19 protein-coding genes are annotated in these 20,033 nt (G+C 49.1%); 12 read left to right on the top strand and 7 right to left on the bottom strand.

Annotation, left to right across the window (positions count from 1 at the left end; translation table 11 throughout):
- The first annotated feature begins 42 nt into the window (after positions 1–42).
- From DY231_RS21410 to DY231_RS21400, 3 genes are all read left to right on the top strand, one after another.
- Positions 43–816 (top strand): SDR family NAD(P)-dependent oxidoreductase, encoded by a 774-nt coding sequence (locus DY231_RS21410; RefSeq protein WP_115631446.1) that lies wholly within the window; start codon positions 43–45, stop codon positions 814–816.
- Between the two features lie 433 nt (positions 817–1,249).
- Complete coding sequence (gene evgA, locus DY231_RS21405; protein WP_115631444.1) at positions 1,250–1,864, top strand: acid-sensing system DNA-binding response regulator EvgA; 615 nt, start codon at positions 1,250–1,252, stop codon at positions 1,862–1,864.
- Positions 1,865–1,868: 4 nt separating this feature from the next.
- A complete protein-coding gene (locus tag DY231_RS21400) occupies positions 1,869–5,111 on the top strand; it encodes an ATP-binding protein (protein ID WP_115631442.1) in 3,243 nt (1,080 codons plus the stop codon).
- Positions 5,112–5,211: 100 nt separating this feature from the next.
- Here DY231_RS21400 and DY231_RS21395 read toward each other — a convergent pair whose 3' ends face one another.
- The gene (locus DY231_RS21395; RefSeq protein WP_115631440.1) at positions 5,212–5,841 is read right to left on the bottom strand and encodes a YfdX family protein; all 630 of its coding nucleotides are present in this window, start codon (positions 5,839–5,841) and stop codon (positions 5,212–5,214) included.
- Positions 5,842–6,072: 231 nt separating this feature from the next.
- On the opposite strand from DY231_RS21395, the gene DY231_RS21390 reads away from it, so the two are divergent.
- The 5 genes from DY231_RS21390 (at position 6,073) to yghX (ending at position 11,716) form a co-directional block, all read left to right on the top strand.
- Positions 6,073–6,675, top strand: coding sequence for a DUF308 domain-containing protein (locus DY231_RS21390; protein ID WP_115631438.1), 603 nt, complete (start codon positions 6,073–6,075; stop codon positions 6,673–6,675).
- A gap of 42 nt (positions 6,676–6,717) precedes the next feature.
- Positions 6,718–8,109 (top strand): glutamate decarboxylase, encoded by a 1,392-nt coding sequence (gene gad, locus DY231_RS21385; RefSeq protein WP_115631919.1) that lies wholly within the window; start codon positions 6,718–6,720, stop codon positions 8,107–8,109.
- A gap of 84 nt (positions 8,110–8,193) precedes the next feature.
- Entirely contained in the window at positions 8,194–9,714 is a 1,521-nt protein-coding gene (gene gadC, locus DY231_RS21380; protein WP_115631436.1) for a glutamate/gamma-aminobutyrate antiporter, read from the top strand.
- Positions 9,715–9,876: 162 nt separating this feature from the next.
- Positions 9,877–10,764, top strand: a complete 888-nt coding sequence (locus tag DY231_RS21375) for a DMT family transporter (protein ID WP_115631434.1) — start codon at positions 9,877–9,879, stop codon at positions 10,762–10,764.
- A gap of 64 nt (positions 10,765–10,828) precedes the next feature.
- Positions 10,829–11,716: a YghX family hydrolase gene (gene yghX, locus DY231_RS21370; RefSeq protein WP_115631432.1), complete on the top strand. Its 888-nt coding sequence runs from the start codon at positions 10,829–10,831 to the stop codon at positions 11,714–11,716.
- Here yghX and DY231_RS21365 read toward each other — a convergent pair.
- The 4 genes from DY231_RS21365 to DY231_RS21350 all read right to left on the bottom strand — a co-directional run bounded on the left by DY231_RS21365 (position 11,713) and on the right by DY231_RS21350 (position 14,656).
- Positions 11,713–12,678: a GGDEF domain-containing protein gene (locus DY231_RS21365; protein WP_115631430.1), complete on the bottom strand. Its 966-nt coding sequence runs from the start codon at positions 12,676–12,678 to the stop codon at positions 11,713–11,715. The two genes, yghX and DY231_RS21365, sit on opposite strands and share 4 nt — an antisense overlap.
- 78 nt (positions 12,679–12,756) lie before the next feature.
- Positions 12,757–13,146 (bottom strand): EamA family transporter, encoded by a 390-nt coding sequence (locus DY231_RS21360; RefSeq protein ID WP_115631428.1) that lies wholly within the window; start codon positions 13,144–13,146, stop codon positions 12,757–12,759.
- Between the two features lie 24 nt (positions 13,147–13,170).
- On the bottom strand, positions 13,171–14,310 hold the full coding sequence (locus DY231_RS21355) for an HlyD family secretion protein (protein WP_115631426.1): 1,140 nt from the start codon (positions 14,308–14,310) through the stop codon (positions 13,171–13,173).
- Positions 14,311–14,326: 16 nt separating this feature from the next.
- The gene (locus tag DY231_RS21350; protein ID WP_034492619.1) at positions 14,327–14,656 is read right to left on the bottom strand and encodes a DUF3302 domain-containing protein; all 330 of its coding nucleotides are present in this window, start codon (positions 14,654–14,656) and stop codon (positions 14,327–14,329) included.
- Positions 14,657–14,967: 311 nt separating this feature from the next.
- Between DY231_RS21350 and DY231_RS21345 the strand changes: the two genes are divergently transcribed.
- From DY231_RS21345 to DY231_RS21330, 4 genes are all read left to right on the top strand, one after another.
- The gene (locus tag DY231_RS21345; RefSeq protein ID WP_115631425.1) at positions 14,968–15,597 is read left to right on the top strand and encodes a helix-turn-helix domain-containing protein; all 630 of its coding nucleotides are present in this window, start codon (positions 14,968–14,970) and stop codon (positions 15,595–15,597) included.
- A 309-nt stretch (positions 15,598–15,906) separates the two neighbouring features.
- Positions 15,907–16,956: a porin OmpA gene (ompA, locus tag DY231_RS21340; RefSeq protein ID WP_115631423.1), complete on the top strand. Its 1,050-nt coding sequence runs from the start codon at positions 15,907–15,909 to the stop codon at positions 16,954–16,956.
- Positions 16,957–17,070: 114 nt separating this feature from the next.
- A complete protein-coding gene (locus DY231_RS21335; protein WP_115631422.1) occupies positions 17,071–17,613 on the top strand; it encodes a YfaZ family outer membrane protein in 543 nt (180 codons plus the stop codon).
- A 493-nt stretch (positions 17,614–18,106) separates the two neighbouring features.
- The gene (locus DY231_RS21330; RefSeq protein WP_115631420.1) at positions 18,107–18,508 is read left to right on the top strand and encodes a Spy/CpxP family protein refolding chaperone; all 402 of its coding nucleotides are present in this window, start codon (positions 18,107–18,109) and stop codon (positions 18,506–18,508) included.
- A 109-nt stretch (positions 18,509–18,617) separates the two neighbouring features.
- Here DY231_RS21330 and DY231_RS21325 read toward each other — a convergent pair whose 3' ends face one another.
- Both DY231_RS21325 and yghU read right to left on the bottom strand, forming a co-directional pair.
- Positions 18,618–19,010, bottom strand: coding sequence for a KPN_03583 family lipoprotein (locus DY231_RS21325; RefSeq protein ID WP_115631418.1), 393 nt, complete (start codon positions 19,008–19,010; stop codon positions 18,618–18,620).
- Between the two features lie 150 nt (positions 19,011–19,160).
- Positions 19,161–20,027: a glutathione-dependent disulfide-bond oxidoreductase gene (gene yghU, locus DY231_RS21320; RefSeq protein ID WP_115631416.1), complete on the bottom strand. Its 867-nt coding sequence runs from the start codon at positions 20,025–20,027 to the stop codon at positions 19,161–19,163.
- Positions 20,028–20,033: the final 6 nt, after the last annotated feature.

The raw sequence follows: 20,033 nt of genomic DNA, 5'->3' as shown, positions 1-20,033 counted from the left end.
TTCTCTGTATTAACTGACAAAGAAATTATTGTGGAGAAAATCATGAGCAACGTATTTGCAGGTAAAAAACTTTTGGTTGTTGGTGGCACAAGCGGCATGGGCCTGGAAACGGCGCGTCTGGTTCTGGAGCAGGGCGGCAGCGTGGTGTTAGTGGGCAATCGCCAGGAAAAAGCGGATGAGGCGCGTGCAGCACTCGCCCCGTTAGGTGAAGTTGCGACCATTACCGCAAATCTGATGACAACAGAAGGTATGAAACACGTGATGGCGGCGGTGAATGCTGAACATAAAGATATCGACCTGCTGGTGAATGCCGCCGGTGTGTTCTTCCCGAAAGCCTTCACCGAGCATGAAGAAGCCGATTACGACATGTATATGAACATTAACCGCGCGACGTTCTTCATCACCCGGGATGTGGTGAAAAACATGGTGGCCGCAGGGATTAAAGGCTCCATCGTGAACATCGGTTCGATGTGGGCGCAGCAGGCGATTGGTGCGACACCGTCTTCTGCCTACTCCATGGCAAAAGCAGGCTTGCATGCGCTGACCAAAAACATGGCGATTGAGTTGGGCGGCAATGGCATTCGTGTGAATGCGGTATCGCCAGCGGTTGTACAAACGCCTATTTATGAAGGCTTTATTCCGAAAGGAGAAGTCCACGGCGTCATGGACAGCTTTAACAGTTTCCACCCAATTGGCCGAGTTGGCACCCCGCGCGATGTGGCTGAAACCGTAGGATTTTTGCTTTCTGATAAAGCGGGCTGGGTGACAGGCGCGTTGTGGGATGTAGATGGTGGTGTGATGGCGGGACGTAATTAAGATTGAGTTATACCCGTCATACTTCAAGTTGCATGTGCGTTGGTTTTCCTCGCTCACCCCAGTCACTTACTCAAGTAAGCTCCTGGGGACTCCCTGCGTCGCCGCCTTCCTGTAACTCGAATTATTTAGGGTATATAACCCTCTCTCGCGGGAGAGGGTTGTTTTCCAAAACAATATTCAAATATCAATTAAGATCCCACCCTAATAATTGAAATCCCCATCCTACGCATGTAGTCCAAATAGATTATTTAAATATGATCGAAATCAATTTTTGCCATTTTCCTTGCAAGGTGTAAATATTTAAGAACACCTCTGGCAGTTATGCTAAAATTCATTCCGCTCCAGAATCTCCGCTAAAAATAATAATATAACAACCACATCTGTTTTTCCGGCTTTCCTATTATTCCTTTTCATACCAGGATGTTTTAACGCAATGAACGCGATAATCGTTGACGATCACCCATTGGCGCGGATAGCCATTCGCAATTTGCTGGACACCAATGGCATCACTGTCACCACCGAGCTGGACAGCGGTGAGCAGGTGGTGCAAACCGTAGAAAGAATCAAACCTGAGCTGCTGATTATTGACGTCGATATCCCTGGCCTTAGCGGTATCGAAGTGCTGGAGCAATTACGAAAGCGGCACTATATCGGCATTATTATTATCATCTCTGCCAAAAATGAACTGTTCTACGGTAAACGTAGCGCCGAATTTGGTGCCAATGGATTTGTGAGCAAAAAAGAGGGGATGAACAATATCCTCGCGGCTATTGAGGCTGCAAAAAATGGCTACAGCTATTTTCCTTTCTCTCTCGAACGCTTTAGCGGTTCGACCCTCACCGAGCAGGATAAACTGGATACCTTATCTACCCAGGAGATGAAGGTATTACGCTATATCCTCAATGGCATTGATTACACCACCATTGCCAGCAAAATGAATATCAGTAATAAAACCGTGAGCACCTATAAAAGCCGCTTAATGGAAAAGTTAGATTGTTCTTCATTAATGGAACTTTACGACTACGCGCAAAGAAATAAAATAGGGTGATACGATGCGATCTGGTTTATCTATTTATCTGGTAGCACTGTTTTGCTTAAGTATATTTTCGGTTCCGGCGGCGACGCATTCCATTGAGCTGAAAAGTAATTATCATCCGGCGCAACTGGATGTCCGTTTAAACGCTGAAGAAACGCGTTGGCTGGCGCATAAAAACACCTTAACTGTCGGCACCTGGCTGCCGGAAGTCTCGCCTATTGATTACGAAAGCGGTGGCGAACTTTACCAGGGCGTGAATGCGGATTACCTCGCGTTGCTGCAAAAAAATATCAACACTAAAATCGCTATCAAACAATATGATAACGAACAAGAAGCGTTGGCTGCGCTATCGCGAAATGAAGTCGACACTTTGCTGACTCAACTCTCCGACCGTGAAGAGGTTGGCAGCCATTTGCTGCGCACTTCCGCGCTGATAAAGACCTGGCCGACGCTGGTCACGTCGCTCAAAAACACGCTGCTGCCGCTCAAGAGTCACAAAGAAGTGACGCTGGCTTGTGTGCGCGGTTGTTCGTTTCTCGATGTGATTAAAGTGGCTTTCCCGAACGCAAAAATTACCTTTTACGACAGTGATTATCAGGCGCTGTCATCGGTCATGTCCGGGGTTAACCAATATTTTATTGGCAACAATGTCACCACCGGAAATTGCATCTCGAAATATTTCTCACAATCGCTGGTTATTACTCACTACTTTAATAAGCAGGAGCAATATAACTATTTTGTCACCAGCCAAAATCAACCGCTGTTGCGAAATATCCTTGAGCGTTTCATTATTTCTATCAGTAACGAAACGCATATGCGGGTGATGCAGAACTGGTTGAATCGCGGCAATCTCTCCTATCTTAATTCGCCGATCCCTTTTAGCCGTGAAGAGGAGGAGTGGCTTAAAAAGCACCCTAAAGTCCGGGTGTTGATTAACCCAAACTACCCGCCGTTTACGCTGGTCGATAGCGACGGTGAATTGCGCGGCATTATGGCGGATTTACTCAATATTATTCAGTTGCAAACCGGCCTTGAGTTTCAACCGATCATCGTCAATTCCAACCGCGAAATGACGGAGAAAATGAAACCGGGTCAATGGGATATGATTCCCGCTGCCACGCTCAGCAGTGAGCCGCAGCGCTTTATCTCGTTTAGCGACCCGCTGATGAATGTCTCGTTTGTGCTGGTGACTGCACACCGCGAAAACGCCAGTCTGCTGCTTTCAAAACCGCAGCGTATTGCCGTGGCCGCAGGGCAAATTTTGACGCGTGACTTAAGGAAACGGTTCCCGCAGGCGACCTGGGTTGAAACGGACAATGTCAGCGTGGCGATGGGAATGGTGGAGGAGGGCGAGGTTGACGCCGCGATCACTACCGAGCTTTCAGCACGTTACATGATTGACCATTACTACCCGCAGAACATGCACTACATGCGGTTGCCGGGCATGCCGAGTGCGTCGCTGAGTTTTGCGATGGCGCGTGACGAACCAGAACTCAAGTCTATTTTGGGTAAGGCGCTACAGGCGATTCCTCCGCGCGACATTCTACAAATGACGGAGAAGTGGTCGAAAATATCCAGCGTGCAAATCGATACCTGGAGCCTGTACAGCAAGCAGTTCTATCAACTGGTGATTTTCGCGTTGGTGTTGATTGCCATCAGCCTCGCCTGGGGGCTGTCGCTGTCGCGAGAAGTGCGTAAAAGAAAACAATCCCAGCGTGAACTTGAAGAACAGCTTTATCTCAAAGAGGCACTTTCTCACGAGTTAGAAGCGGAAAAAGATAAAGCCATTCAGGCGACTAAAGCGAAAAGCCGCTTCCTGGCGAGCATGAGCCATGAACTGCGCACGCCGGTGAGTTCAATAGTCGGTTTTTTAGAGTTGCTATCCGGGTCAGATCTCAGTGCCAGCCAGCGTAAGGAGGCGATAGCGTTGGCGGGAGCGACGGCGCAATCATTGCTGGGGCTGATTGGTAAGATTCTGGATGTCGACAAGATTGAGTCTGGTAAATATCAAATTGCTCCGCAATGGACGGATTTATCGCAACTGATCGACTTGCAGTGCCATTCGTTCGATGCGCTTGCCCGGCAAAAAGGGATTGCGCTGCGTTGCATCAGCCACCTGGCTGCCGACCAGCGGGTGTTGGTTGACCCACAGGCATTGCGGCAAATACTCACGAACCTGGTGGGAAATGCGCTGAAGTTTACCGAAAAAGGGCATATCCAGGTTTCGGCCCGCCTGATTCCTGAAGATGAAAAACACGGTACGCTGGTTGTCACGGTGAGTGATACCGGCTGCGGCATTAGCCCGGAAGAACAGGAGATGCTGTTCCACCGTTATGCGCAGGCCCGCCAGGGGCGCGAACAAACCGGCTCGGGCTTAGGGCTGGTTATCTGCAAAGAGCTGGTGACGCTGATGGGCGGCACCCTTGAGTTGAGTAGCCGCCAGTCGCAGGGCACCACTTTTACGATAACGATGGCTGTTGAAACCGGGCGCCAAACGCTGACGCCGACGCGTGATAATCCCGCAGCGCTATCGCCCCTGCCGCGTTTGTCGATTCTGATTGCGGACGATAATCCGACTAACCGTCTGTTGCTCAAGCGCCAGTTGAACGCCATTGGCTACAACGTGGATGAAGCCTGTGACGGTGAAGAAGCGGAGGCGAAAATCCTCAACAAGCCGTATGACTTGTTGATAACGGACGTCAATATGCCGAAGAAAGATGGCCTGGAATTGACGGCATCTTTGCGCCGCCAGAATCAGCGCCTGCAAATTTGGGGGCTGACCGCCAGCGCGCTTTCGCAATCGCGCGAGCAATGCCTGCAAAGCGGGATGGATGAGTGCCTGTTTAAACCGGTGTCGGTTCAAACGCTGACGCATGAGTTGAGCAAACTCGATACTGGCCGTTCGTCGCCTGGCGTCACCCGTCATTTAAAACTCAGTATTCTGACCGAGAATACGGGTGGTGACAGGAAGTTAATGAATGAAATTCTGGAAACTTTCCGCGAAGCCTCTGCCAATGATTTGCAGGCGGTCGTGCGCTCCATCGAACAGGATGAGCCGCAGAAATTTTTGCATGCGTTACACCGTTTGCATGGCTCGGCGCAAATACTGGAAATCACTGCTCTTCAGGCGCTGTGCGAGCCTTTTGAAGCACGCCGACATGATTCACTCCCTCTTGAGGAGCGCCAGCAAACGTTAGAGAAAATCCGTGAAGTGATGCGGGAAATTGAATTGGAGATTGAGAGCTTGATGAGCCATTAAAAATAGGTGGATGACGCTTGCGCTTATCTGCCCTACGAAACCGGAATCGAAATCGTAGATCGGATAAGCGCAGCGTCATCCGACATCCAGCACGATAATTTTAGTTGCTGGCAGCAAACATTTCGCTATCCACCACGATGCCGTCTTCCGCGCTTTTCAGCACCAGATTCGCTTCATAGTATTTGCCATCAGCCAGCATTTTTTGCGCTGTAGCCACCGCTTTGCGGGTCCGGTTCAGCGGCATTAAATACTGGTCTTCCATCACGCCAATCCCTGCCAGACGCAGTGTATCAATCGCGCCTTTCTGGTCGCCTTTAGCCAGTTTTGAGTTGGCAGATTTGATGGCGCTCTCTTTTTCTGGCGTCGCGATATAGTCTTCAGACAGCGCAACGGTGGCGTTAATCATCACGTACTGGTCGTCAATCATCTTCGCTTTAGCGTCGGTTTTAACGAATTTCTTCCAGTCGGTACTGTCGTCTTTCAGAAGCGTTGCGGCGTCATCTGTCAGCTTTTTGGCACTGGCTGGAACGCCATGGAACAGCGCGAGACGGGCAAGCTGAATATCACGCATCGCATTTGCACCCTGAACGGCAATCTGCATCACATCAGTGGCTTCTTTTTGTATCTGAGCGGTTGCCGCAGTTTGCACCGCAGTATTTGCAGTTGCCGCCATAACCGGTGCGGAACACATCATCGTTGCCATCATGCCTGCCAGAATTAATTTTTTCATTTTCTTCTCCTTAATAAACCAGGTGGTTATCACCGAACGCCATCAGAATAAAAAATAACTGTCACGATGAAAATCAGAGCGCCGGGTGAATAATGCAGGTGCAGTCTTACAAATGTCGGAAAGCGAATACAGATGTCAGGCTCAGCGTATAATAATGACCCGCCACTCTTATTTACTCTGCCTGGTGGCAAGCACTACCATTTCAATCATTAATTATACGGCGGAGTTGTTATGTTTATATTTAACCAATATATAATGAAAGCGTTGAGTGAAGTTTCTCGCCTTCATTATAAAAAGCATGCTTTGGTCATGGCGATATTACTGCTTATTTGTGGTGCCTGCTGCTTACTTTTTCCCTTTATGGCTGGCATGTATCTCGCTTATATAACCGGCATGATGTTTATGATTTTCGGGTTTTATACTCTTTATTGCCTGCTGGTGTTCCGCACCCAGCACTGGAAATCGAAATTGATTAGCGCTGTCTTCGCGATAGCCTGGCTATTGCTGGGCTACAGCTTCATCGCTAACCCGCTGGTAGGAATGAACTCTTTGTCGATTGTCTTCTGCTGCTTGTTCATTATCGGCGGGGCTTCACGCATCGTATCCGGCTTTACTATGCGTGGCCGGGCAGGTGCCATCTGGAACGTGCTCATCGGTGTTTTCGACCTGTTGATTGCCGCCATCTGGCTTGGCCTCAACACTGAACAATCTTATTTATTCACCACCGCCTTTATTGGTCTGGAGATGATCTTCAGCGCTGGAGGTTTTATTTCTCTGCGTAAGAAACTCTCTCTTGCCCAGCCAAAAACATTGGCGATGAAAGATTCACAATAATCACTGGAATTATTTAATTTATATTAAGGAATAACTATGACTATGCTCAATCAGCCCGTAGAAAATGATAATGACGATGTTTATGCTTCCTTGGAATTATCCACTTCATTGCCAAAAACCGCATTTCCGGTGCAGGAAAGTAACCCGCGTAATGTATTTCACGCTATCCACGATGAATTGATGCTCGATGGTAACTCCCGTCAAAACCTGGCGACGTTTTGCCAGACCTGGGTGGATGACGAAATTCGTCAGTTGATGGATTTGTCCATCGACAAAAATATGATTGATAAAGACGAGTATCCGCAAACCGCTGAAATTGAACAGCGCTGCGTGAACATGCTGGCCGACTTGTGGCACTCACCCGCGGCTACCGACACCCTGGGTTGCTCCACAATTGGTTCTTCCGAAGCGGCGATGCTAGGCGGCCTGGCGCTGAAATGGCGTTGGCGTAAACGTCGTGAACAGGAAGGTAAATCAACCGACAAGCCAAATATGGTGTGTGGCCCGGTGCAGATTTGCTGGCACAAATTCGCCCGCTACTTTGACGTTGAGCTGCGCGAAGTGCCGCTGGATGGCGATCGCCTGATGATGACCGCGCAAGAAGCGCTGAAATACATCGATGAAAACACCATCGGCGTGGTGCCGACTCTGGGGATTACCTTCACTTGCCAGTACGAGCCGGTGAAAGAGATTCATGATGCGTTGGATGATTTGTTTGAGCGCACAGGGCTGGATATTCCAATGCACGTTGATGCGGCGAGCGGCGGTTTCCTTGCTCCATTCTGCGCACCTGAAATCGACTGGGATTTCCGTCTGCCACGCGTGAAATCTATCAACGCATCCGGCCACAAATTCGGCCTGGCCCCGCTGGGTGCAGGTTGGGTGGTATGGCGTGAAAAACAGGATCTGCCAGAGGAGCTCATCTTTAACGTGAATTACCTCGGCGGCAATATGCCGACCTTTGCGCTGAACTTCTCGCGTCCGGGTGGGCAAATTGTCGCGCAGTATTACAACTTTCTGCGTCTTGGTTGTGAAGGCTACCGCAAAATTCATATGGCTTGTTACAACACCGCGCAGTACCTGGCCCGAGAAATTGCCGCCATTGGTCCGTTTGAAATCATTTTTGATGGCAGCCACAAAAAGGGTATTCCGGCACTGACCTGGGCGCTGAAACCGGAACATCGCAATTGCGGTTATACCCTTTATGATCTTGCCGATCGCTTGCGCAGCCGTGGCTGGCAGGTGCCTGCTTATTCAATGCCGACCCATCGCGAAGACTTAGTAGTGCAGCGCATCCTGGTTCGCCACGGCATGAGCACTGACCTGGCTGAATTGCTGATTGCTGACCTGAAACGCACCCTCGACGCGCTGGAAAAAAATCCCGTCACCCATTCGTTGACCGCTGAAGAAGCGGGTGGTTTTAACCACGCATGATTCATGTCGGATGACGCTAACGCTTATCCGACCCACACAAATCATCATCCGTGGGCCACGCTGCCTGCGGATGCGGAGAGATTTATGTCCACCACAACGACCAATCCCCCAGCCCGGCAACTCACTTTGCTCGGCTTTTTTGCTATTACCGCTTCGATGGTGATGGCGGTTTATGAATATCCGACTTTTGCGACCTCAGGCTTTAGCCTGATTTTCTTCCTGCTGATGGGCGGCCTGTTTTGGTTTATTCCCGTTGGCCTGTGTGCGGCTGAAATGGCAACGGTTGAAGGCTGGGAAGAGGGCGGTTTGTTCGCCTGGGTTTCCAATACGCTAGGGGAACGCTGGGGTTTTGCGGCTATTTCCTTTAGCTATTTGCAAATCGCTATCGGCTTTATTCCGATGCTTTATTTTGTGCTCGGCGCGCTTTCCTACATTCTCAACTGGCCTGCGCTGAATACCGACCCGCTGGTCAGAACCGTGGCGGCAGTGCTGATTTTGTGGGGGCTGGCGCTCACCCAATTTAAAGGCACGCGTTACACCGCCCGCATCGCAAAACTCGGTTTCTTCTTCGGGATTTTATTCCCGGCTGTCGTACTGGTCGCGCTGGCTGTGGCCTGGTTGTATAACGGCCAGCCGCTGGCGATTGAGATGTCGGCGCACACCTTCTTCCCTGATTTTTCCCAGATTGGCACGTTAGTGGTGCTTGTAGCGTTCGTGCTCAGTTACATGGGCGTTGAAGCCTCGGCGACTCACGTCAATGAAATGACCAATCCGGCGCGCGATTACCCACTGGCGATGATCTTGCTGGTGATTGCCGCCATCGTGCTCAGTTCCGTGGGCGGGCTTTCCGTTGCGGCAGTGATCCCAGAACACGAAATCAATCTTTCTGCCGGTGTGATGCAAGCATTCAGCACGCTGATTGGTTATTACGGTCCAGGGTTTGAATGGGCGATTCGTGTGGTTGCCGCACTGTTAATGCTGGGCGTGCTGGCGGAAATCGCTTCGTGGATTGTCGGCCCATCGCGCGGCATGTTGGTGACGGCGCAAAAAGGGCTGCTGCCTGCGCGTTTTGCCAAAGTGAATAAAAATGGCGTGCCGGTCGCGCTGGTTATTTCCCAGTTAATCATTACGACTATTGCGTTGATTGTTCTCACTAATACTGGAGGGGGGAGCAATATGTCGTTCCTGATTGCCTTGTCACTCACCGTGGTGATTTATCTGTGCAGTTACCTGATGTTGTTCCTGGGATACATTCAACTGGTGCGTAAACAACGTGATAAAAAACGCGCTTTCCAGATCCCTGGTGGCCAAAAAGTCAAACTGGTGGTGGCGTGTTCCGGCCTGGTGGTTTCGGTGTTGGCGTTTGTCGTTTCGTTTATTCCACCGAGTTCTTTGCCGGGTGCACATGCTCACGATGTTTACGGCGGCTTGCTGGTTGTCTGCTTTGTGCTGGTGTTTATCCTGCCGTTTAATGTTTATCTGTTCCGCGATAAAGCCAATAAAAAACAAGCGCCTGAGATGGTCCACGTGAAAGTCGATAACGCACCTGATGGGCACTTTGCGGTGCATCCGAAAGCGCGTCCTTCGCACCTTCCAAAACCTTAAAACGGCTGTCGTGCCATCCACCGCGCAAAGTGTGGATGGCACTCTCGCTATTTTTCTTTATTGAAGGATAATGGTCGATTCTGAAACGACAGTTTAATTTTGGTTAAGGGAAGAGGCGTGAGCAATAACGTTTCACGGTTTACTAATAAGAAAATCGCATGGATGGGGGCCGCTTTTTGTTGCCTGTTATGGGGTAGCGCTTACCCGGCAATTAAAAACGGCTATGAAATATTTCAGATAGCGACGGATGACCTGGCGGGGAAAATTGTCTTTGCCGGTTATCGGTTTGTGATAGCAGGCCTGCTGTTGCTGGCGTTTGCGTCTCTGCAAGGCAAGTCTGTTGCGCGTTTATCACGCCAGCAGTTTTCGCAACTCGCGCTATTAGGCGTGACGCAAACCGCGATTCAATACATCTTCTTTTATATTGGCCTTGCCTATACCACCGGGGTGAAAGGTTCAATCATGAACGCCACCGGCACCTTCTTTAGCGTGTTACTCGCGCACTTTATTTATCAGAACGACAAGCTCAGCATCAATAAAGTGGTGGGCTGCGTGCTCGGTTTTGCCGGTGTGATGGTGGTGAACTTCAACAGTCAGCTGATGGATTTTAGCTTTAGCCTGATGGGCGATGGTTTCGTGGTGCTGGCGGCGTTTATTCTTTCTGCCGCGTCGCTGTATGGTAAACGGATTTCGCAGACCATGGACGCCACCATTATGACCGGCTGGCAACTGGCGATAGGCGGCCTGGTGCTGACCATTGGCGGGTATGCCAGCGGTGGCACACTGACGTTCCACGGCTGGGAATCGGTGGCAATTCTTGGCTATTTAGCGCTGTTATCTTCCGTGGCGTTCGCGCTGTGGAGCCTGCTTTTGAAACACAATCGCGTGGGCATGATTGCGCCATTTAACTTCCTGATCCCGGTGTCGGGCGCGGTATTGTCGGCTATTTTCTTGCAAGAAAGCATTCTTGAATGGCGCTATGCGCTGGCGTTAGTGCTGGTGTGCTTCGGCATCTGGCGCGTGAACGTGGTTAAGTCGCGCTTAAATTAGACCAGGCAAAATCCTCAAATGCAGGCCATTATTTACGCATCTTTTATCGATAAAGGGCCTGCAAATGACACGACTTACCGCGAAAGATTTCCCTCCTGAATTACTCGAATACTTCGATTTTTACGTTCATGGCAAAATCAGCAAACGTGAGTTTCTCGATATCGCGGGCAAGTTTGTCGTCGGCGGGCTTTCGGCGGTGGCGCTTGGCACCTTATTAACGCCGAATTACGCTTTCGCCACGCAGGTGGAATTTACCGACCCGGATATTGTGGCGGAATACATTGAATACCCCAGCCCGCAGGGACATGGGCAGGTGCGGGCTTATCTGGTGCGCCCGGCAAAAGCGGCGGGCAAAGTGCCTGGCGTGGTGGTGGTGCATGAAAACCGTGGCCTGAATCCATACATTGAAGATGTGGCGCGACGCGTTGCCAAAGCCGGATTTATTGCGCTGGCACCGGACGGTTTAAGCTCGGTGGGCGGTTATCCGGGTAATGACGAAAAAGGTCGCGAGCTGCAATCGCAGGTCGATCCCACCAAATTGATGAATGATTTCTTCGCCGCTATCGAATTTTTGATGCACCACGACGCGGTGACAGGCAAGGTCGGCATCACCGGTTTTTGTTACGGTGGCGGCGTGGCGAATGCCGCGGCGGTCGCTTACCCGGAACTCGCCGCTGCCGTGCCGTTCTATGGCCGTCAGCCGAAAATCGAAGATGTGCCACGCATCAAAGCGCCATTATTGCTGCATTTTGGTGAGCTGGATTCGCGCATCAACGAGGGCTGGCCCGCGTATGAAGCGGCGCTCAAAGCGAACGATAAAGTCTACGAAGGTTATATCTATCCCGGCGTGAATCACGGTTTTCATAACGATTCGACACCGCGTTATGACAAAGCCGCAGCGGAACTGTCGTGGAAGCGCACGATTGATTGGTTTAATAAATATCTGGCTTAGCTTTGAATGAGAATTCTGGCCCCCAGCGCCACGCCATTTTTACCGGTGCGTTTAATCAGATACATCGATTCGTCGGCACGTATCACCGCATCGCTGAAATTGTCGCTGGCCCAGGATTCATTGACGCCAATTGAAGCGCCGACTTTTGCCGCCCCGTTACCCAGCTCAAACGGAGTAATCGCGGCATCCAGGCAGCGCAGGGCGATCCGCATAATTTCCTGATTATCCAGCGTCCACGGCAACAGCAGGATAAATTCATCGCCTCCGATGCGGCCAATGGTCACTTCTGCCGGGCAGGCATCACGCAGACGCTGGCTGAGTTGCAGTAATACCTCGTCGCCGCTGCGATGCCCCAACGTATCATTCACGTTTTTGAAATCATCAAGATCGATAAACGCCACGGATAGCGAGCCGAGATTTTTGAGCAAATCGAACTGCGCATGCAGCGCATAGCGGTTGGCAAGCCCGGTAAGCGGATCGTGATTAGCCAGCGTGGCAAGCTGCTGTTCATACTGCTTTTCTTTGGTCATATCGATGTGGGTGCCGGTCACTTTCAGCGGTTTCCCATCATCACTCCACTCCGTCACACGACCCCGATCAAGCACCCAGGAAATAGTGCCATTTTTGGCCTGCATCCGGTGCAGCGCTTCGTAGAATGGCGTCTTGCCTTCGAGATGGTTATAAAACGCAGACAGCACCATTTCTTTATCTTCAGGATGAAGATGCTCCCGCCACACGTCAAAATGAGCGCTAAGTTCTTTGGGCTGATAACCCAGCATGGAACCCCATCGGCGGTTAAAAATAATTAACTTTCCGCTCGCGATATCGAGCTGCCATAAGCACAAACCCGTCCCGTCCAGAGCCGCACTCAGCTTGTTACGCGAGTCGTGCGCAATTCTCTTAAGACGGGCGTTGTGCCTTTTGAGGTTCTGGATCTGCTGCCTGAGGATTTCTTCTGACATTGACCGTAGTTATGTTCAAATAATATCCATTCTTAACAGCTATTAATGTGTTGTAAATATGGCTGAGAAAAAATCGTTCTAATTTAAGTTAAGTTGCGATTCAGAGACGCGCTTTTTGCGTTGCACGTAAAGATACGCATACATGATGACCGCGACGACCACGGCCAGCGCACCTTTCCAGCTATCGCTCGTCGCATCGCGGAACGTTTCTTGCAGGAAAAATAGCAGCGACATCAATGCCAGCGACGCGCCTGCAAGCTGTAACAGGCTGGTCGGGGCATTGAGCACCACAATGGATACCAGAAGAATAGCCACCGGCATCGCGGCAAAAATGACAGCGACGGTGCTGAGACTGATGAACTGCCCGCCATAAATCACCAGCGTAAGGGGTAGGCAGAAACAGAACAAAAACACGCAAAACCGGAAAAGCCGATGCCCTGTTGGGAATAACACTTTCGCTTGATGCATGGGAAGCCTCCTTCTGGCGTTAACTCAATGATCGATATACAGATAATGCATCCAGCTTGTCATGCGCAGCAGGATTTTGCGGATAATAGAAACGTGTTTGAAATAGTCTGAATAAATCGCCACCTGGCCCATCGTCCCGGCGGGTAAGTTCTTCATATCAGCCATATTATTCAGCTCGATTTCTGCATAAATACCGTCGAGTTTCGGGTCGAGACTTAAGCCTTGTAGATGGCCTTGCGCCTGGTAGCTACTGCTGGCGACTACCGGCAGAATTTGCTTCACTTTCCCTTTCACCACGCTGCCTGGCAGGCCGTTAAACACCACTTCCGCTTCATCACCAGCGGTTAAACGCAGGGCTGAGTTTTGGCGGAAGACGGCATACACGCTGTTTTTCTGCTCCGGAACGAACACCATCACCGGGCGCAGCGGGAGCGGGCGCACGAACATACCAGGCTTCAGAAGAAGCTGTGTAGCGTAGCCATCGCTCGGCGCGTAAACGACGGTTCTTGCCAGGAAATATTCCGCTTCTTTGAGTTTAGATTTAATCCGGTAGACTGCCGCGTTTTCGCCGTTGATCATGGCATTTAACTGGGCCGCGGTTTCATCTCGTTTTGAGAGAACCGAGCGCCACTGGGCCTGTGCTGCGAGGTAATTTTGTTGCGCGCGAACCACTTCCTGGTCGGTAAACGGGCTTTTCATTTTGTCTTTGCTACCGTTCTGGTAGCGATTGGCATCTTTCAATGCTAAATCGCGAACGGCTTTTGCCTGGGCGATATCCGCATTTTCGGAAGCCAGGCGCGCTTTAAGCATTTCCACGTTTTGCTGGGCGGTTTCTACCTCACCTTTTAGCGCTTCGACTTTTGCCTCGTAGGCCGTCGGGTCGATACGGAACAGGAAATCGCCTTTTTTCAATTTCTGATTTGCGTGTGGGGTGACTTCAACCACCACGCCTTCCACTTCAGGAATGATCGGCAGCGTCACCGTCACCATCTGCGCTCGCTCAGAATACGGATGGTTATAATTCATTAATAACAGTAGCGAACCAATCAGAACAATACCGCCCAAGACTGCGGTAGGAACCGTCCATTTATTTAACGGGATTTTGAAAAATTTAAATATACCGAAACAGATCGCGGTATAAGTCAGAATAAGTAATAAGTCCACAATAAATCCTGATCGGTTATTCGGCCGTTGATGGCTTTGTTTGCGTTTTTTGATGCTGGGCTTCGAGTTGCGCTATTCTTTCTCGCAAGGCATCCATTTCGTTATTTTTAACCGTGAATCCCCAGCCCCGGTCTTCGCGATATAACATTGCCCAGATCCACAAAAATGGCCACAAAACATGGAGAGTGAATAAACTTACCCAGCCCGCAGCATGAATAGCATCCTGATGAGGATGATTCCGATGCACGGCTATTTCATAGGGAATATCGTGTACCACAATCACGCCATAAAATAGCGTCAACCCAACAAAGATAAGTGCCACTAAGGCAACATAATCGAGAAACATACCTGGAGTCCCATGAAGAAATTTCAGCAGACACTAATGAGAAGGCGTGAATGGCACCACTTTTATTTTGTTTAAAAATAAATAATGAGTCATTTTTCAATTGCACAAAGCGCCAATATTGTGCAATAGGAAGAACGGAAAATTACACTTCTTTTCATCGCTGAAACAGTTGTGAGAAAATTGCTACAACTTGTTTAGATTTTATTATGGACAGTTGAATCTATGAGTGAAACACCGCATGGTATGGCTCCCTGCCAGATCGTTGGCATGGTATATACTTCAAGGAAAGATTAGGCATCTTAGGATTAAAAATGATTATACCCCCTCCCACGCGGCCAGAAGCTGCCATTCAGAATCTCATTACAGCCCTGGAACCCTATGGAACCCCCATGGAGGTTATTCCGCGTAAAAGGATAAACTGGGAATATAAAGAGATCCCTCAGTTCTATGTCTTTAAAAGTGGTGAGCTTTCTGTTCTGCGAGCCACAGACGGTCTGGTCATCACCACGGTGTATGATCAGAATTTGTTTGGCATTGCAGAGAGCATCCAGCCACTGCGCAGCCATATTCTGCGTGCAGAAACTGAATGTACCATGCTGCGTCTTGATGCCAGCCTCGGGCATGAACTCATCACCGAGAAAGGGTTATGGAAAGATATTGCTATCATTCTGGCTTATTACACCACTCATCTTTTCTATCGTGATTCAGTCGTTGTGCAGCAGCGGACCTATTCGATAATTCGCGGTCATCTTCTTGAAATGAACCGCCTTTCAACAGAATTACGTTCAAGAGTTTCTATTCTTGACTATATTCAGGAACGAACGCATTTATCCCGTAGCAGTATTTTGAATGTGATGTTTGCCTTAAAGAGCGGTGGTTACATTGAAATCAAACGGGGTGGCTATTTGATCGAGGTGATTAATTTACCCGAGAGGTTCTGAGATTATTTCACTGTAAATATTCAAACGGAAGAGACTTACGCTTTCCGCTACCTGCCAACACATCGCTATTAAAATTAATTCCACAGGTAATAGCTATCCTGCTAATCAAAATTATGAAGTCAGGATGGCTTTGCTTCATTTGAAAGCCGCATGTCGATCTTCTTATAATAATCAGATAATTTTGCTTGCCTTTTTTAATGTAAAATTAAATAAAAATGAAATTCCTTCCGTCGTGATCTCTGCATACCATCCGTCGCTGAAATAGTCATGCTACTGAGTAATCTCTCCGGGACCACTTCAAGGATTAATATGAAAAAGACTCTTATTGCGTTAATCGTCATCAATGCCTGCGCAGTAACCAATGCTAATGCCGCAGCGGATGCTAATACCTGGTACAGTGGTGCGAAATTAGGTTGGTCACATTACTCAGATATCAGTGGCAATAATAATTTTAATGGCAACCAGAATAACTCTACCGAATTTGATACTGACAGTGACAATGTGGGTGGCGGCGTATTCTGGGGCTATCAAATTCTTCCCTGGTTGGCGGTAGAAAGCGGATACGATTATCTCGGTAATATGCAGGTTCAGGGAAATAACGGCGCAGAGAATGGCAAAATGAAGGCTCAGGGTCTGCAATTTTCGATGAAAGCCAGCTACTCATTCAACGAAAATTGGGATATCTACGGTCGCGCGGGTGCCATGGGGTATCGTGCGGAAACTGACCAGGCTGAACACAGTAATTTTGAAACCGGTGTTCGTCCATTGGCCGCCATTGGTACGGAATACGAATTTAATGATAACTGGGCTGGCCGCCTGGAATATCAGTGGGTGAGCAACGTCGGAAATTCAAACCAGATTGGCATGTCCGCTGATATCAATACCGTCACCGCAGGCGTGGTCTATCGCTTTGGGCAAAATTCCGCAGCACCGGTTGCTGAATCAGCGCCAGTGGTAGAAGGCCCGCCAGAACCACAGCGCTTTAACCTCAAATCTGACGTGATGTTTGAATTCAACTCTGCGGTGCTTTCTGCACAGGGGGAATCGGCGGTACGTGATCTCTACAATCGCCCTGAAATTCAGGTCGCTAAAGAAAAAACCACGATGGTGATTGGCTTTAGCGATCGCCTCGGATCGGCTGAATACAACCTCAACCTTTCGACAAAACGCGCCCAGGCCGTGGCCGATGAACTGGTGCGTTTAGGGATGCCCGCTCAAAACGTGCAGGCCGAAGGCCGCGGTTTAAGTGAACCAGTGACCGGAACAACGTGTGATGCGCTGCAAGAACGCAGCGAACTGATTAATTGCCTGGCACCTGACCGCCGCGTGGTGGTCGAAATCGCCGGTGTCGGCGAATAACCTTAATAATCCCAGTAGTCATAAAAAAGCAGTGATGTTCGTTTTGCCCGATGCATTTGTGCCAGTCGGGCTTTTTTTTGTCTGCTAACCCCACGAGTAAAAATAAGGAACGCGATGAAATTATTAAAAATGGTTTTTCTGATTGGTGCGGTATGCGCCGCAAATTCGGCTCATGCCGTGTCGATTCATGGTGAGGCGGGTTCCAAATGGACCAATTTCGGCGTGAGCTTTGGCGCGAACGAACCGGGTTTTACGTTCAGCGGAAATTGGGCGCACAACGATAACGACGGCGACGTCGCCAGCCTGGGAATGGGATGGAATATTCCGTTGGGTTCGGTACTCGTGACGCTGGGCGGCAAGACGCTTTATCTCAACCCGGATGATAACGATGAAGGTTATGCCGTGGCAGTCGGCGGCGGCGCGCAACTTCCCCTTGGCGATCACTTTTCTTTATATGGCGATGCCTATTTCTCGCCTGACTCGCTTTCAAGCGGCGTGAAACAATATGGTGAAGCGAACGCGGGTGTGCGCTGGAAAGTGAACCCAACCTTCTCTGTTGATGCCGGATACCGCTATTTGGGAATGGAAGGGAAAGATGGGCATAGTGATAATATCTTAGCGGACGGCGCTTATGCCGGGGTTAATTTCAATTTCTGATCTATTTATTTTTATACATTTATATAATTGCTGGTTAATAAGTATCTGGTTAAAATTATTATGTTGATGCACTGAGTCTCATTGCTATTATCAACCTCGAGCAATCGATCCTTTAATATTGTTAGCGCATATATTTATGCCAATGCAGTATACCCGCCTGTCCGGCGGGTTTTTTTTATACCCTTCATACTTCAAACTGCCTCTTTGTTGGCTGCGTTCATTCACCCGAATCACTTAGTTTACTAAGCTCATCGGGATTCTTTCTCTTGCCGCCGCGATGCAACTTGAATTATTTTTGGTATAAAGCGGGGAGTTTATTTTTAAACGAAAAGCGAATTGAATGCCAGCCTCGCTAGCCTTATTCTTCATTTATCCCATACGGATGTGGGATATGTAAGCAATCATCAAATAGTCAGTCGCAAATAGTAAGCAGCAAACGCCACACTATGGCAACATAGTGTGGCGTCCTGTGTTTAAAATTTAAGGATATGGAATGAATAAAATATTTAAGCTTGTCGTGATGGCAACTGTGCTGTCATTTTGCGGTGTGGCTTTGGCTTCTCATTCTACTGACACGCTACCGCAAGATTCGCTGGTTAAACAATTACAGCTGACACCTGAACAAATTCAGCAAGTAAAATCACTGCGTAAGAACACGGAACAAGAAATTGGCAAAATCAACACCGATGCTTTAAAGCAAGATGCGATCATTGATATGTTCAGTTCCGGAATGTGGAGTGATGCTGAGGCTAAGAAGCAGCTCGATGCCGTTGGTGATATTCAGAATCAGGTGCGGTTCCAGAGAGCAAAATATCTTTTTCAGGTCAGTCAGATACTGAACCGAGAGCAAAAGCAACATTTGCAGCAAATATTGATTGAGAAACAGCTCTATTAAATGAACTCTCTTTGTCGGTCGGATAAGCGGTAGCGTCATCCGACAAAACAGGAAGAAGGGTGGATGACGCTTGCGCGTATCCACCCTACAAAACTCCTTTTTATTTTCATCATGACGCGGTATCCGATACCGGTTTTAATATCTTACTAATCTGAATCAGTCCGCTCTTATTCTCGTCGTGTAGATAGATATCATTGAGTTCATTAATTTCTTCCAGTTTGGTTAACGCCTGGAACACATTATCAATACCATAACGATTATCAAAAACATCCACGCTTCTGAGATCATCAACCCGCGCTGATTTAATGCCTGCGGTCAGGTTGGCAATGGTGTTTTTATTCAGAGTGTGCAGGTTTTTTAACTCTTCCGGATTCTTGCTTTCACTTGGGGCTGATGTAACCGGCTGGAAATTAATCGTATTCAATGCTTCTACGGTTTTATCTGCTGGTTCAGCACATCCGACAATAACAAAGGCGAGTAGTAATACGCAGTTCTTTAACACAGTAGTTCCTTGCAGTTTGCTGACTTAATAATTCAGACGGCAAGTTACCTGCAACGGTCAGGCTGAAACTATAAAAAGTTTGTTTAATTTTAAATTTTATATATCCGTAATATTGCAAGTTGCAGTATCACGGACATATATGTGGAGGAATTACTTCTCTAATTTATCCTGAGTGCGTAACTCAAAGTCTGATGCATCATGGCGCTCATGCAATTGCTGTGACGGTTCGCCAAAGGTGCGGTTCACAATACGCCCACGCTTCACCGCCGGGCGGCTTGCCACTTCATCGGCCCAGCGGACAAAGTTTTTGTACGAGGCAACATCGAGGAATTCCGCCGCGTCGTACAGCCCACCTTTTGCAAGAGATCCGTACCACGGCCAAATCGCGATATCTGCAATGGTGTATTCATCGCCGGCAATAAAACGATGCGTAGCCAGTTGCCTGTCGAGCACGTCCAACTGGCGCTTGGCTTCCATGGCGAAGCGGTTAATTGCGTACTCAATTTTCATCGGTGCGTAATTGTAGAAATGGCCAAAACCACCGCCCAGATACGGCGCGGAGCCTTGCAGCCAGAAGAGCCAATTCAGCGTTTCAGTCCGCGCCGCAATCTCTTTTGGCAAGAAGTGACCAAACTTCTCTGCCAGGTAAAACAGGATGGCACCGGACTCAAACACGCGAATCGGTGGTGTCGCCGAATGGTCCATCAATGCCGGGATTTTCGAGTTCGGGTTCACGTCCACAAAGCCACTTGAGAACTGATCTCCTTCACCGATGCGAATCAAATGCGCGTCGTACTCAGCCTCACTCACGCCCAGCGCCAGCAACTCCTCAAGCAGAATAGTGACCTTCTGCCCGTTCGGTGTGCCGAGGGAATAAAGCTGCAACGGGTGCTTGCCAATCGGCAGCGTGCGCTCGTGGGTCGGGCCTGCAATGGGGCGGTTGATATTAGAGAAGGTGCCGCCTTCGCCTTTTATCCACGTCCAGACTTTTGGTGGCTGATAGTTGTTATCTGACATGTTGTG

It is taken from the genome of Buttiauxella agrestis (genome assembly GCF_900446255.1).
Classification (GTDB): Bacteria; Pseudomonadota; Gammaproteobacteria; order Enterobacterales; family Enterobacteriaceae; genus Buttiauxella; species Buttiauxella agrestis.
This window is presented reverse-complemented; position numbering and strand designations above follow the sequence as displayed.